General features: G+C 47.7%; 11 protein-coding genes, 1 tRNA gene and 1 pseudogene. 3 read left to right on the plus strand and 10 right to left on the minus strand.

The genetic code is table 11. The annotated features are described in order from the left end of the window. Positions 1-131: 131 nt before the first annotated feature. The 7 genes and pseudogenes from xylB to QUA33_RS01630 all read right to left on the minus strand — a co-directional run bounded on the left by xylB (position 132) and on the right by QUA33_RS01630 (position 10,813). Positions 132-1,574: a xylulokinase gene (xylB, locus tag QUA33_RS01605; RefSeq protein ID WP_333097073.1), complete on the minus strand. Its 1,443-nt coding sequence runs from the start codon at positions 1,572-1,574 to the stop codon at positions 132-134. A 20-nt stretch (positions 1,575-1,594) separates the two neighbouring features. After that, on the minus strand, positions 1,595-6,724 hold the full coding sequence (locus QUA33_RS01610) for a PAS domain S-box protein (RefSeq protein WP_445243210.1): 5,130 nt from the start codon (positions 6,722-6,724) through the stop codon (positions 1,595-1,597). A 511-nt stretch (positions 6,725-7,235) separates the two neighbouring features. After that, positions 7,236-7,388 (minus strand): annotated as a pseudogene (locus QUA33_RS28160) (mannitol dehydrogenase family protein); the annotation flags it as partial. Between the two features lie 264 nt (positions 7,389-7,652). Continuing rightward, complete coding sequence (gene ygfZ / locus QUA33_RS01615) at positions 7,653-8,720, minus strand: CAF17-like 4Fe-4S cluster assembly/insertion protein YgfZ (RefSeq protein ID WP_333146137.1); 1,068 nt, start codon at positions 8,718-8,720, stop codon at positions 7,653-7,655. A 94-nt stretch (positions 8,721-8,814) separates the two neighbouring features. Continuing rightward, positions 8,815-9,198 carry a hypothetical protein gene (locus tag QUA33_RS01620; RefSeq protein ID WP_333036076.1) on the minus strand — a complete coding sequence of 128 codons (384 nt, stop codon included), beginning with the start codon at positions 9,196-9,198 and terminating at the stop codon, positions 8,815-8,817. A 141-nt stretch (positions 9,199-9,339) separates the two neighbouring features. Further along, the gene (locus tag QUA33_RS01625) at positions 9,340-10,530 is read right to left on the minus strand and encodes a transposase (RefSeq protein WP_333145931.1); all 1,191 of its coding nucleotides are present in this window, start codon (positions 10,528-10,530) and stop codon (positions 9,340-9,342) included. A gap of 211 nt (positions 10,531-10,741) precedes the next feature. Next, positions 10,742-10,813, minus strand: a tRNA-Val gene (locus QUA33_RS01630). A 72-nt stretch (positions 10,814-10,885) separates the two neighbouring features. Here QUA33_RS01630 and QUA33_RS01635 point away from each other — a divergent pair. Beyond that, entirely contained in the window at positions 10,886-11,515 is a 630-nt protein-coding gene (locus QUA33_RS01635) for a metal-binding protein (protein WP_333145934.1), read from the plus strand. Positions 11,516-11,581: 66 nt separating this feature from the next. Continuing rightward, positions 11,582-12,409: a nucleoside triphosphate pyrophosphohydrolase gene (gene mazG / locus QUA33_RS01640; protein ID WP_333145937.1), complete on the plus strand. Its 828-nt coding sequence runs from the start codon at positions 11,582-11,584 to the stop codon at positions 12,407-12,409. 123 nt (positions 12,410-12,532) lie between these two features. Here mazG and QUA33_RS01645 read toward each other — a convergent pair whose 3' ends face one another. Further along, positions 12,533-12,934: a helix-turn-helix transcriptional regulator gene (locus QUA33_RS01645; protein WP_333091252.1), complete on the minus strand. Its 402-nt coding sequence runs from the start codon at positions 12,932-12,934 to the stop codon at positions 12,533-12,535. A 188-nt stretch (positions 12,935-13,122) separates the two neighbouring features. On the opposite strand from QUA33_RS01645, the gene QUA33_RS01650 reads away from it, so the two are divergent. Continuing rightward, positions 13,123-13,506 (plus strand): hypothetical protein, encoded by a 384-nt coding sequence (locus tag QUA33_RS01650; protein WP_333145940.1) that lies wholly within the window; start codon positions 13,123-13,125, stop codon positions 13,504-13,506. 127 nt (positions 13,507-13,633) lie between these two features. On the opposite strand, the gene QUA33_RS01655 is transcribed toward QUA33_RS01650, so the two are convergent. Further along, positions 13,634-14,119 carry an allophycocyanin subunit alpha-B gene (locus tag QUA33_RS01655; RefSeq protein WP_333145942.1) on the minus strand — a complete coding sequence of 162 codons (486 nt, stop codon included), beginning with the start codon at positions 14,117-14,119 and terminating at the stop codon, positions 13,634-13,636. Between the two features lie 232 nt (positions 14,120-14,351). Continuing rightward, the gene (locus QUA33_RS01660) at positions 14,352-14,486 is read right to left on the minus strand and encodes a hypothetical protein (protein WP_333145945.1); all 135 of its coding nucleotides are present in this window, start codon (positions 14,484-14,486) and stop codon (positions 14,352-14,354) included. Positions 14,487-14,512: the final 26 nt, after the last annotated feature.

The raw sequence follows: 14,512 nt of genomic DNA on the forward strand, positions 1-14,512 counted from the left end.
AATTGCTAGACTTAATGAGAGTTTTTAAGAAAAAAATTTTTTACATAGGGTTAAAAATTTTTGCAACTCTTTATACATGGTGAGAATTAAATTTTGATAAAGACTCAATTATTACTTTGATAAAATGCCGATCAGATATTTTTAAGTCGTGGGTAAAGGGATTGATATCGCATCCAAGCCTCTTCTAGGGTTGGATCAACTGATTGCGGACTTGCAGCAAGCGTTGGTGCGGCTACCATTTTGATGGTGTCATTAGCATCTGCGTATACACCAATTCCGATACCCGCCAGTAGAGCAGCACCACGCGCAGAAGCAGCAGCAACTGTAGTTGCATAGAGGGGTATTCTTAATACATCAGTCAGTAATTGTTTCCAAGGCATTTCTGCCGTTCCCCCGCCTGCTAAACGCACTTCTGTGGCCTTAAAACCTGTTGCCTCAAGTGCCTCAAAACCTTGTCGCAAGGCAAAAGCAACTCCCTCTAAAGCTGCCCGCATCAGGTGCCCCTGTGTGTGATGAAGTCCCAGCCCCACCCATGCGCCGCGTACATAAGGGTCAAGGTGTGGAGTTCGCTCACCCGTGAGGTATGGCAAAAATGTCAATCCTTCACATCCTGGGGGAACAGAAAACGCTTTAGTATAAACTTGCTGCCAGCTCAAGCCGAGGATACCTCGCACCCACTCAAGCGCTAACCCCGCATTTTGCATGGCTGCAAGGCTGTACCACTGTTTCGGTACGGCGGCTCGATAGAGATGTGTACGACCATGACGATCGATAATTGGTTGCGATCGAGCTGTAATAATTTGAGCGCCTGTGCCGATGGTTAGTTGAACTAATCCAGGCTCTAGTAGTCCGTTACCAAGTGCCGCCGCTGCGGTATCCGCAGCACCAGCGATAACAGGTAAGCCAACAGGTAAGCCAAGATGCTCTGAAGCAATAGTTGTTAGGTAGCCGGAGATCGCACTTGAGGGAATAATTTTTGGTAAGCAATCACCACGTAGATTCATCGCCCCGATTGCTTCCCCAGCCCAGTTGTCCGACACAACATCGTAAAGCAAAGTACCACTAGCATCAGATGGTTCGGTTGCAACTTCTCCAGTCAGCCGTAACCGCAGCCAATCTTTTGGCTGGAGTGCCCAACGCGCTTCGGTGTAGACAGTAGCCTCGTGTTCTCGTAGCCACAACAAAGTTGGCCCCGCCATTCCAGCCGTAATCGGGTTGCCCAATCGCTCTAGAATAGCGGCATCGAGCGAATGATAAGTGTTAAGCGTGGCACTAGAGCGAGTATCTGCCCAGAGGATAGCAGGACGCAGGGGCTGACCAGACTCCGAAGCTAGGACAACACCGTGCATTTGTCCTGAAAGTGCGATCGCCTGTACCCCATCAGCGCGATCTCCCACTGCCTTCCTAACAGCCGAGGCAACAGCTAACCACCAATCTTCTGCTTCCGACTCAGCCCATCCAGGGTGGGGTGAATGAACAGCATAAGAGCTTGATGCTTCACCTATAGTGGTTCCGTCTGTCGCTAGGAGCAATGCCTTAGCAGAGCCTGTTCCTAAATCTATGCCAAGCAGCATTAGGCTAATCCTCAAATCATTCAGTGTCTCAGCAAACGGGCGATCGCTTTTACCAATTCCTCATGTTCACAAGGCTTCGAGATATGCACCTGAAATCCGGCAGCTAGGGCTTGCTGCTGATTGATTTCTCCAGCATAGGAAGTAAGTGCGATCGCAGGAACCGTGCCTCCCTGTTGGGGCGACCACTTTCTAATTTGTCGAATCAGGGCATAACCATCCATCTCTGGCATTCCAATGTCACATAAGAGCAGATCGGGGACAGATTGATTCAGGAGGGCCAACGCCTGTGCCGCCGAAGTGGCTGTGGCAACTTGTGCGCCAGATTGCATCAGGGTGAATGCTGCCAACTCCCGCATATCGGCATCGTCGTCCACAACCAAGACCTGAACACCTGCTAAGTCTGCCGCACTTTCTGGGTGCCTGTCATCAGAAGAGGGTTCCGGCTCTACGATGTTTAACGGTAGCCGGATGGTAAATGTAGCCCCTAAGTTCTGTCCTAAACTGTCTGCTTGAACGGTTCCTCCATGCAGTTCGGTAAAATGACGGACGATCGCTAGTCCCAATCCCAATCCGCCGAATTGTCGGGTTGTTGTACCATCTTCTTGACGGAAGTAATCAAACACATGGGGTAAGAAGTCTCGTCTGATGCCTTTTCCAGTATCTTTGACTTGAATCTGAGCATACATACCAACCTGTTCTAGTTGCACCTCGACTCGTCCTCCGGTTGGGGTGAACTTCACAGCATTGGAGAGCAGGTTCCAGACTACTTGTTGGAGGCGATTGGTATCGCCTAAAACCGTTCCTGAAATAGGATTAAATGTGGTCTGGATTTGAATGTGCTTGGCTTCGGCTGCCAGTCGTACCGTTTCCCGTGCAGCCTCAATCATTGCCGCTAGATTCACAGGAGCGACGTTAAACGTCATTTTTCCTTGCAGAATGCGCGAGACATCCAATAAGTCCTCAATTAATTGAGCTTGCAGCTTGGCATTGCGTTCGATCGTTTCCAGGGCTTGCTGGGTTTTTGTGGTATCTAGTCGCCCAGTTCGCAGCAATTTTGTCCAGCCCAGAATTGGATTGAGAGGCGATCGCAACTCGTGGGACAATACCGCTAAGAATTCGTCTTTAATTTGGTTAGCGGCTTCTGCTTTTGTGCGATCGCGTTGAGCTACCCGGTACAACTGAGCGTTGTCGATCGCCAAAGAAGCACGACGAGCCAATTCCTCTGCCAGTTGCAAATCTGCTGAGGTATACCGTCGTCCAGATTCGGCTGAGATAAAGGAAATGACCCCTAGAATTCGTGCCTGAGTTCGTAATGGCACCGTCATTACCGATTGGAATCCTACCTGCTGCAGAATCTCTAAATGCTCTGAGTCACGCGCTGCCTCTACTAACAGTTCATCCGGAATCTCCGGCACAAAATCCGGTTGCCCAGTTCGCAGTGTAAATGCCGCACCGCGAGGGTCATCCAAGTTCAGAGGATACTTATCTCTAATCTGATAAGCCCATAAAAGCTTGGCAGGGTCGATGTGAGCAACCGCAATCTGCTCGATCGAACCATCCTCTTCTATCATGTGAACCGTACACCAGTCCGCTAATTCCGGCACTGTAAGCTGCGCGACTCGCTCTAGAGTCGTTTGATAATCGAGTGAGGATGCAAGCACTGCACTCGCCTCAGAGAGAAAGCCTTGGGCACGTTCTAAATGCACCCGTTCCGTCACATCTACCACATAAACTAGAACGCCTTCTACCTGGCTAGTTGAGTTAACCGTTGGGAGATAGTAAACATTGTAGTAACCGGGACGGCGATCGCTGCGTGCGGGAACATTCACCGCAAAGTTCGGTGAGATGAAAGGATTCCCTGTTGTGTAAATCCGATCGAAGACTTCGACTAATTTGGGATCGAACTGACCAAAAAGTTCTCGAATTGAAAAGCCTAAGTGCTGCTCGCGGGTTAATCCATTAATTTCTGCTAATGCTTCGTTGATGGCAATAAATCGCTGCTTTTCATCTAACAGAGCAAGTCCAATGGGTGATGTTTCAAAGACGGTTTCCAGTTGGCACTGTGCGGCTTCTGCTTCGGAGCGTGCAAGGCGCTCGCGTTCTAACAGTTGTTCTCGTTCTTGTTCTGCTTGCTTGCGCTCCGTCACATCCAGCACCAGCGACAATACCGAAATCATCCGTCCCGATTCGTCCCTGAGACTGGAGTTATACCACTCGCAATGCACAATGTTGCGATCTTCGGTGTAATTGCGGTTGTATGAAAAAATATGGGGTTCTTCGCCATAGACCAGCCGTTGGCAGACTTGAGCAACTGCTTCCAGGTCTTCCTCAAAGACAAAAGGTATCTCTGTTAAAGATTTGCCCAGCATTTCTTCGGCTTTCCAGCCCAAAATGCGCTCTGCACCAGCAGACCACCGAATGACTCGAAAGTCTCGATCCCATTCAACCACTGCCATTGGAGAGTTTTCAACATGGAAGTTGAGCTTTTGTAGGGCTTGACGCAACGCCTCTTCTGCTTGCTTGCGTTGTGTGATATCGATGACGACCCCGATCGAGTGCTTGGGATTTCCCTGAACATCATAAGTAAACTTTCCTCTCGCTTCCACCCAGTGAACCGAGCCATCTGACCAACACAGGCGATATTCGTGGTGATACTCTTCCTTTTCAGCTATGGCTTGCTGAAATTTCGCCTCAGCTTGTGCTAGGTCATCGGGATGAACTCGACTTGCCCAAACCTTATAGCCCGGTTCGCACTCATTCGGTTTTAGCCCTAGTATCGTGAAGTGACCTTCTGACCAAAGCAAGGCGTTGGTCTGTATGTCCCACTCCCAGGTTCCCATGCGTCCAACCTTCAGAGCGAGTTGCAGGTGAGCTTCACTTTCTCGCAATTCCGCTTCTGCCCGCGATCGCTCCACGGCTAGCCAGGTTTTTTCGGCAATGCGCTCCATCAGCACCACATCTTCCTCAGTCCAGTGGCGAACAGAGACATGGTGCAACACCAACAATGCAACAAATCGCCCTTCTTTCACCAATGGAACACATAAAAGAGATTGGGTTTGGATTGCGTCAAAGGTAGCAGCCCCCGATCCGGCAGTCCTAGGATCGCGAGCGACATCATCTACGACAATAGTTTTGCCCTGCTTTAATTGAGCAATAAGTTCAGGGCCAAACGAATCCATGTGATGTCTACCCACCACGCTGATGACACCATTGCAATAGTCGCGATCGACGATGACATATTCCTGAGTAGAATCAATTTCGCCGTAGGTACAGCGAGTGACATTGAGGTGCTCTCCTGCGGAGCTAACCACCCGCCACATAATTTCCTTCGAGTCTTGAATGACACGAATCGCGTCATTGAGTTCAATCAAAAACTGCTGCTGCCGTTCTTTTTCCTGTAGCTGTGCCAGCAGTGACTCAATCTGTCGCCGAGCCTGAACTTCGGCTGTCACGTCAATGTTATAAATCAACACACCCTGAATGCTTCCCTCAGCATCCCGCCAAGGCGCAAAGATGTAGTTGAAGAATCCCTCTGGCAACACACCATCACTGTTTCGATCCCAGTAAGCAGGCGACTCATTTCCAATGAACGGTTCTCCCGTCCGGTAAACGCGATCGAGCGCTTCAAAGTAAATTTGTCCCTCTATCTCGGGGAAAACGTCCCGCATTGATTTCCCGATAATGTCTGAAGTGCGCCCAGCCACTTGCAGATAGCTGGGATTGGCAAATTCATACACGAGATCGGAACCTTTAACAATGGCAATCATGGCGGGGAACTGCATCAGGATGTCATACAACCGCTTGCGTTCGCTTTCTGCTTCGAGTCGGGCAGTTTGTTCTCGTTTTAAAAGGCGATCGCGCTCCGCTTCCATTTGTTTGCGCTCTGTGATATCAACCGAAACGCCAATCATGCGAACTCCCCGTCCGGTTTCATCCAGATAAACTTGTCCCTGACTATCGATCCAGTGCACAACGCCGTCCGGACAAATTACCCGATACTCCTGCATATAGGACTGTTCTCCAGCACTTGCCCGTTGGGCCGCTTGGATAACCCGTTGTCGATCGTCTGGATGAACGAGCGCAAAAAAGTCTTCTCCTGTGCCTTCGTGAAGACCCCAAACCTCTAGAGCATTACCAGAACACACCACCTGATTGGTCTGCAAATCCATATCCCAGACAAATATCTGAGCTGCCGTCAGTGCCAATTGCAGGCGTTCTTCGCTCTCTCGTAATGCCTGTTCAACCTGTTTGTAATCCGTCACATCACGAGCAATACTCAATACTGATACAACAGAATCATCACTGCCAAATTCGGGGACAATACGTGCCTGATACCATCGAATACTATTTAGAGTCGGAAACTTAAATTCAATCGTCTGTTCCTGCCCTGTTGCAAAGACTTGCCGTAAACTATCATGCCAAAAACGATTGAGGTCTTCTGGCATTCCTAGCTCAACATTGGTCTTGCCAACAAATTGCCCTGATGGAATACCTGTTACCAGTTCTACAGAAGGGCTAACATAAATATGGCGAAACTCTGTATCAATTCGGCTAATAATGTCTGGGGCATTTTCAGCCACCATCTTGAACTGTTGTTCTCGCTGCCGCATTTCGGATTCCAAGCGTTTGCGCTTTGTCACATCCCGAAAATAAACTGCGACACCTTCGGCAGATGGGTAGGCATTTGCCTCTATCCAATACTCGACAGATTCCCCGAATTCTTCCCAGGAAACAGGGACTTGTTCCGCCACTGCCCGATGTAGTTCTCGATAGGGAATTGCACCGACTAGCTCAGGAAAAACATCATTCCAAACGTGCTTTCCCAGTAGCTCTTGTGGCGTTTTGTGCAGGATTTTAGCCGCCGCCCGATTCACATAGGTGTAGCGCCAATCGCGATCGAAGGCGACAAAAGCATCCGTAATGCTTTCCAGAATCGTTGCCACCTTGCGCTCAGTTTCTTGGGCGGGGAACAACTGTTCGCATTCAAGAGTGCGGGCAAAGTTTTCAATGACTTCAGAGCGAGAAATTCCTCGCCTGCGAGCCTCTTTATCTAGCGATCGCCATGCTGTATTAGTCAGAGATACGCTCACTCGTTGTTTCGTCTCCGATTTCCAATTGCTAACAAACTTGCCTCTGGCGTCGCGCTTCATGAATATCCATCCGTATACATACACGGTCTTCTCTATTCAACCTGAGTTACTTCCTCTGGAGAATCTGCCTTAAGATAGATGCTTTGGCAAGAGAGAAGATCCGAAAGAATGACCTCAATAAATATTGCGCTGTACGGGCTGCTGAATTTCCCTTTGCACTCGTAGACATAGACCTGGGCTAGACGGGAGAATCCCACGGGTTTAACGTAGTGCAGCCGTGGCAGTGTCAAATAAGTTTCCTCACGGAGGCGGATGGTGCCTAGGACAATCGGGCTAGCGTTGCTTTAGCACCGAACTCATGAAAACTACGAAACTGGTCAGCAACAGTCTCGACGAAGCGTGGTGAGTGTACTAAATCTCCAAAAATTTCCGGTAGCTTGAGTAATAGTCTGGGATCTAATTCACTCAAACTGGCGCGTTGAGTGAGGATGTCTGCTAATGGGTCATCAAGGGGAATAGGTTGTCATTGTCGATCGTGACTATTGATGTATCTACCCCAAGCAGCAATCGTCTAACTTAAGTAATCGATCGCACATTCAAGTTGTAATTTATCGCGGAGCGAACCCAAAACAAACTTACGAATTTTACCCGATCCATTCAGTCTAAAGCGCGGAAGCAGATCGCGAATTTTCGGACGGGAAAACCGTTCAATTAAAAATTTTTTATAATCGTCTAAAAATCTGCACTATATTCCTACAGCAAAGATTATTCCTACTCCCAGGCAAATTGTAATTAAGCGGGATGTAAACTTTTTCGCTGAAAAACTCTGTTTTTTCTGTGAGGAGTGTAATGAAGAATTATTGCTGTTGTTTGTTTGGGAATCTATATAAAGATAGGAATTCCTGTCAATTTATTGCGTTAAAATTCACCTAAATCAACCTCAAAAAAACTTTTGGGCGCTGCGGTGCCAAGAGGCTATCGATCGCAACTAGGAACTCAAGAAAGGTACATTTACTACTTCCCCTGATACCGCTCCGACTTGCACTTTCAGTCCTTCGCCTCCCGCTTTTGTGCGGATGTAAGCAAGACCAAAAAAGCCGGATTCAGTTTTCGTAAAACTGGTGAGTTTGCCGACTTTTTCCTCTCCGATTGTGACTGCTGTTCCGGGTTCAACCGCACCGCTCAACTGCACGCCCCAAAGTTGCTGTTTGACTCCTTTGTAAGTGTTCAACCGGGCAATTGTTTCTTGACCGATGTAGCAGCCTTTGTCATAGGTAATAGTATGTAAAAGACGGGCTTCTAAGGGGTTGTAATCGTCTGTGAGTTCAAAATCGGGTGCGGGGCGTCCTTGTTCGATTCGCAGTTGTTCCCAAACTCGATCGCCCATCGGTACGGCCCCAGCTTCGACTAATTCATGCCACAACTTGGCTGCATCCCTGGCTGGCGCAATTAACGTGTATCCGGGAGTTGCTAAACCGCTACCAACCGCAACTCGAACCCCCCCTTGGTAAGGGGGGGAAAGAGGGGGGGTTTTTATCAATTTGTGAGTAGCGTAAGGTTGATTTTCTAGTTCGGTAACTCCAATTTTTTCTAATAGTTGAGTGCTTTCCGGGCCGAGGAAACTGAAAGCAACAGTTGTATCGGTTAAATCTGTTAACTCGACGCGATCCATTGGGAAAATATAGCGATCGAGCAATTCCAGCAGTTGGCGGCGGCGGTTGGCTGAGACTAACAGCAGTACGGCATCTTCTGTCGCGTAAGCGGTGGCGAGGTCGATCGTCCGGGCGGTGGATGTGACGAAAACGGTGTCGCAACCTTGACCGGGTTTGAGTATATTGAAGTTATTGGTACTTTGATTGTGCAAGAACCGCAGTCGATCGCTGTCTGAGATTTGAATGCGTCCCCAGTGAGTGCGATCGTACAAAGCCACACCTTGTTTAGTTGCTGCGATCGCTTCTGCGTCGTTACCAAAACTCACTGGCACAATTTCTTTGGTGGTTAACTCTGCAAAAGTAGCACCAGCCGCTGCTTGAATGTCGTGCAATTCTTGAATCAGCATAAAATTTTGTTGACTGTTGAATGTTGAGTGTTGACTGATGACTGATGACTGATGACTGTTAACTACTGCTTTCCTGACAACTGACAACTGACTATTTGCCCAAATTGGCAAATATTTCTTGTATTAATTGACTGGCTTTGGCATCAAGACGATTCCAATCTACATCGCCAGTGTCATCGTCAATCAAGCTAGTGTCAATTACGACTTCCTGGCTTTGCAGTTGAGAGTGGGCGGGCTGGTAGTTGACAAAGCAGACTCGATAGCAAAGTTCCCAAATATCGACGCATCTTTGCTCGCCTTGAAGCTCTAAAATTAGTTGATAGCCCGGAATTGGAATCTGGACTTCTTGATAAGTGCCCGTCCACACAGACTCCTCTAATTGTTTGCGGATGTTGTCGAGCACTCGGATCATGGCTGGCTGCATGAGCAGTTCAGCTTGCTGCCACGCGATCGGGCTGGTTATTTTAGGCTTCATATACACGGTTCTAAAAAAGAAAATCAATAAATTAATTTTCTAGCATGGGGTGCCAACTTTTGAGGCATCCGCCACAGAATGTTAAATTTAGTCTTGACAACTCCCTGTCCTAAAGGAGCAGGGATTCTTGGTTCATTGGGACTACTCATGTAGCTTGCCCTCCCCAAAATTCACTGCGATTTGCCCAACCGCTGTATATCCACGCTGCAATACTACTTGCGCGGCTGCAACATCTCGATTTGTTTCATAGCCACAGGTTTGACATTTATGCACTCGTTGGGATAACTCTTTTTTACCTGTATGGGTTTGACATAATGGGCAGGTTTGACTTGTTCCGTTGGGGTCTACTTTTGCGAAGTATGCACCTCGCTTAAAGCAAACATGGCTCAATATATTCAGGAACTGACCAAACCCTGCATCAAGCGTGTGCTTGCTCAGGCTTCCGGCTGACATTGCTTTGAGGTTCAAATCCTCAGCAAATACTGTTTGGGCTGCGTTGCATAAATGATGTGCAGTCTTGAAATGAAAGTCTTTGCGACTGTTCGAGATGTATTCGTGGTGCTTCGCTATTTGGTGATGAATTTGACGAAACTTTCTAGAGCCTTTTTTCTTGCGCTTCAGTTGACGTTGCAGCAATTTCAGCTTGCGTTGTCCATCCACAAAGAATCGAGGTCTATCAATCAATTCACCATCAGAAGTTGCCAAAAAATGTTTTAACCCTAAATCAATCCCTAGTCCATGTCCTGAAGGTGAGGCTTGAGGTACTTTGATATCACATTGCAAAGTGAGCATGGCATAGTAGCCAGAAGCCCTCTTAATAACGCGAATTTGCTTGACATCAAACCCTTGAGGAATTGGACGCGACAGGTGCATTTTTACGGGGCCAATCTTGGGTAGGTTGACCCAATCGGCACCATCAAACCGTTTAACGGATTCTAGATTCAATTGAGGAAACACAAATGAGCGCATCCGCTTTTTGAATCTAGGAAAACCGTGTCCTCGTTCCCACATCGCCACAAACGCTGCCTCTAATTGGCGCAACGCCTGTTGCAAGACATGGGTGTGAGGCAGTTTCAACTCAGGAATTAACTTCTTTGCTTGGGCCAATGATTTGCATTGGCCCGCAAAGGTTGGACGCGGTGCATCATCCGGGATAATGTATTCCTGCTTAATGCTGCACGAGTTGATATCACACTTACGAGAATTAACCCAATCTTTTCGTTCTCGCAATGCAAAGTTATAAACCTTGCGGCAAATATTGAGCCACTGGTCGAAAGTTTGGCGTTGCGTATCGGTAGGAATGAGCTTGTACTCGTAGGTTAGATTTAACATAAAACAATTGTAGAGGAAGTCTGAACAAACAGCACTGCATTTATTCAAAATCCTCTTCGGAGAAATTCAGAACCGAAAGTCCCCCTAAAAGGGGGAGGCTTGTATCCCATTGTTTTCGGTCACCCCATTCAACATTCCACCCTCAACAGCAACAGCCGTTCTCGGCTTGACGGCTAAAAACGGCTGAAACTGTTGATATTGAGTTATCGGATGGGTAATGTAGGATTTGAACCTACGGCATCCTGCGTGTAAAGCAGGCGCTCTACCACTGAGCTAATCACCCAATTGCACTCACCGGGATTTATCATATCACAGTAACTCAGAAAGATCAAGTAAAAAAAATCCTAAACTCTAAATGCCCTCTGGCCGCACCCACGATCAAATAACCATGTGGAGTTTGCCCGCTGTGGCAGCCCTCACCTTTGGCCAGACTCAGAGCAGCAACCTGACTTTGCTCGTTTCCGGCAGTTTCTTATTTGGCGGGCTGATGTTTGGCCCCGACTTGGATATCTACTCCTGCCAGTATCAGCGCTGGGGATGGTTCAAAGCGATTTGGCTCCCGTACCAAAAAAGCCTGCGCCACCGCTCTTTTTTGTCCCACGGCCCTCTCATCGGCACTGCTCTGCGAATCTTGTACCTCGCTATCTGGATTGCGGTTTTCGGAATGCTGGGATTGGCAATTGCCGAAAAAGTCGGGAACTTAGGCGGGAATTGGCAGGATGTGGTTTTGAGTTACGGGCGATCGACCTGGGAACACCACATCGAAATTTTAGCCGTTTATATCGGTCTAGAATTGGGCGCTATGAGCCACTATCTGAGCGATTGGGGCGGCTCGGCTTACAAAAGATTCAAAAAAAAAGGATTGAGCGGGTTGCGGCCTCCTAAGACAATTAAGAGGTCCAAAATCAAAGCTCCCAGTCGCACATCTAGCAAATCCATAGCAGAAGGAAGAAGGAAGAAGGAAGAAGGAAGAAGGAAGAAGTAATAAAATCAATGGTTGGAGTAACAACGTTATAACCGTCTTGGCGGTTGATATAAAAGGTAAATTATTATGTCTAATTCTGAAAGTCGATCGCTCACAGCACTCGAAGAACTTATAGAAGTTGTGGCTAAATTGCGATCGCCCGACGGCGGATGTCCTTGGGATTTAGCCCAAACTCCCGAAACTCTCATTCCTCACATAATCGAAGAAGCTTATGAAACCGCCGACGCGATTCGCAAAGGAGATAAAGATGCGATCGTCGAAGAATTGGGCGACTTACTGTTACAGGTAATTCTGCAAGCTCAAATTGCCAGCGAATCCAATCAATTTACCTTCGCCGAAATCGCTGCGGGCATCACAGAAAAACTAATTCGGCGACATCCCCACGTCTTCGGCGATGTCGAACTTAACAGCGTCGATGAAGTCAACGAAAACTGGGAAAAAATCAAAGCAGCAGAAAAAGGCACAACTTCGGAAAAGCCGCCAACTTTAGCCTCAAAAATGAGCCGTTATGCCAGCACTTTGCCTCCGATCGCCGCCGGGGTGAAAATCTCTCAAAAAGCTGCCGAAGTGAGTTTTGATTGGGACAGTGTAGACGGTGTTTGGGAGAAATTTCACGAAGAAATGGCCGAATTTGAACACGCTCTCAAACACGAGGATAAGGCAGCGCAGCAGTCGGAATTGGGAGATATTATGTTTGTGTTGATTCAATTAGCTCGCTGGTACGATTTAGATCCGTCGGCTGCTTTGCAGGGAACAAACGATCGCTTCGTGCAGCGGTTTGCGAAGGTGGAGGCTGCGTGCGATCGACCTTTGTCAGATTATGCCCCAGAAGAGTTAGAATCTCTGTGGCAGCAAGCTAAAGCTTTAATTGCTAAACAAAAGGGCGATGCGTAATATCAAATCCGTTGGTATCAGAATGATTAATCTCTCTCTTCTCTAACTCTGCGCCCTCTGCGCCCTCTGCGGTTAAAAACTCCCAATCTAACTAATTTTCTTCAATCAGATATCAAAAATCAACTACTCGTAGAGCTTCGCGTCATTGTACGGCGGATGTTCGCACGCTATATATAAAGCATTTGTCGGTTCCAGGGCTTCCCCTGTCACCGGATCGATCGGCTTGAGCACAAAGCATAACAGAGAGAGCGATCGCCAATCCAAACTTTCTAACTTCCCGCGTTCGTAGCGACTAACAGTAGCATTACTAATACCGACATCTTTTGGTACAGGATCTCCGGCTGTCCGAAACAGAGCGGCCTCGTATTCTTTTGTGACCATTTCTGTTTCAATAATTGACCAGCCCCGAATCTCTCTAGCTGCTTTCAGAAGTTTGCCCAATCTACCGCGTCCCGTATCCGTAAATCGCACAGGGCGCAGTTTTTCCCGATCGACGACAGCCTTAAAGTCAAGAAATCCCGGCATTTTACAGATCCAATTTAACTCTTAAGCTAGCTGTACTTTTGCCTTGCTCAAGGCAGCACACAGGGTTTGAGCATTACACATTTAGAAACATTACTGCAACTTCTCTGCATTCGTGTAGAATGATATGATATAGTAAGATACAAAGACGAACACAAACTACCTCACCCAAGTTCAGGAGTGACTCAGCCATGACAGCACTGTTTCGCCGCATCCAACCATCAAAAAAGCTCCGCATCACCGTCAGGTCGATCGCCCAACTGCTCAAAATCAGCCAAAACCTGATTAAGCGAGTCGAATCATGGGCTTTCGTGGTTTTTGTCCACCATCGGGATAGAGGCGGCCTGTTTGTCAGCTACCGCAGGCTGGAAGAATGGCAAAATGCGATCGCCCATCATATCCAAACCTGCCCCAACCTTGGAGAACTCTCGCAGCTCAAAACATCCATTCACTACGACAGCCGGAAATTCAAAAAACAATCTCTCCCAAAAACCCTTGACTTTTTAAATCAAATGTGCATTGAAAGACAAGACGAACTCAACATTTGGGAAAGCTTAAACAGCATTGCTTCCTAGTAGAAATTAGGCAGATTTCCTTGCCCAAAACAGAAGCGAAACATTTGCGAGCAATTGCGAGATCGAATCACCCCAAAAATCACCCGCGAATGCTCCGCCACATTCATGAAAGCAATCACCAAAGCAATTAAGACATTGCCTGAGCGATATAATCAAAATAAGGAGCTGCTTCCTTAGCATCCTCCTGATTCAGCAAAGCCAAAGAAGCTTCCTTCAAACAGCGGATAGCTTCGACCATGCCAGGAACAGGAACGCCGAGAGAATTATACATTTCCCGAACGCCAATCAAACCGATGCTTTCGATCGGCTCCTTGTCACCCGCCAAGATACCGTAGGTAATCAGGCGCAAGTACCAGCCGTAGTCGCGCAGACACAAAGCCCGTTCGCGCTGGCCGTAAGCATTGCCCCCAGGAGAGATAAAGTCAGGTCGTTTTTTCCAGAGTTTTTTACTAGCTTCTTCAACAATTTTCTTCTCACTGTCAGACAGCGCAGTAGCAATACGCACCCGCTGTTCTCCGGTTTTAAAGAAATCATTGATACTTTGGAGTTCGCCGGTACTGGGATAACGAAGTTCGTCGTCGGCTTGGAGAATAAATTGGCTAACTACGCTCATTGTTATTCAAATTTGAGGATAACATTAATAAACATTCCCATCTGTTGGCGACGGGATTCTTGGTTCGCAGACTCGCCTTGCTCCTAACATTTATCAATCCTAGAAGTAGAGGGTAAATCTCCCCAAGCGTTATGCTTGATATTCAAGCCAGTTTCCTTGTGTTCCAGGGTACTGCGGGAAAAACTCAAAAACTGCGAGTGAGAGTTTGGATGTCGGCAGACACTTTGACTGTTTAACGAGTTTTTGCTACATCGCCCCAACAGCCGATCGCACCGACGGGATCGAGGCAACTCGCGACAAGCTCGACTCCCCGGTTGAAGCTTGGCTTTAGCAGCAAGACGTTCAGCCGCAGGAAGACAGCCTGCAATTGAGCTTGAGTGCGATGGCTTACGC

Origin of the sequence: Microcoleus sp. Pol14D4, assembly GCF_036701245.1 — a bacterium.
GTDB lineage: Bacteria > Cyanobacteriota > Cyanobacteriia > Cyanobacteriales > Microcoleaceae > Microcoleus.

Coding starts and splice junctions, on each gene's coding strand:
- xylB (WP_333097073.1), bottom strand. CDS start 1,574: ATGCTGCTTGGCATAGATTTAGGAACAGGCTCTGCTAAGGCATTGCTC.
- QUA33_RS01610 (WP_445243210.1), bottom strand. CDS start 6,724: ATGAAGCGCGACGCCAGAGGCAAGTTTGTTAGCAATTGGAAATCGGAG.
- QUA33_RS01620 (WP_333036076.1), bottom strand. CDS start 9,198: ATGAAGCCTAAAATAACCAGCCCGATCGCGTGGCAGCAAGCTGAACTG.
- QUA33_RS01625 (WP_333145931.1), bottom strand. CDS start 10,530: ATGTTAAATCTAACCTACGAGTACAAGCTCATTCCTACCGATACGCAA.
- QUA33_RS01635 (WP_333145934.1), top strand. CDS start 10,886: ATGCCCTCTGGCCGCACCCACGATCAAATAACCATGTGGAGTTTGCCC.
- mazG (WP_333145937.1), top strand. CDS start 11,582: ATGTCTAATTCTGAAAGTCGATCGCTCACAGCACTCGAAGAACTTATA.
- QUA33_RS01645 (WP_333091252.1), bottom strand. CDS start 12,934: ATGCCGGGATTTCTTGACTTTAAGGCTGTCGTCGATCGGGAAAAACTG.
- QUA33_RS01650 (WP_333145940.1), top strand. CDS start 13,123: ATGACAGCACTGTTTCGCCGCATCCAACCATCAAAAAAGCTCCGCATC.
- QUA33_RS01655 (WP_333145942.1), bottom strand. CDS start 14,119: ATGAGCGTAGTTAGCCAATTTATTCTCCAAGCCGACGACGAACTTCGT.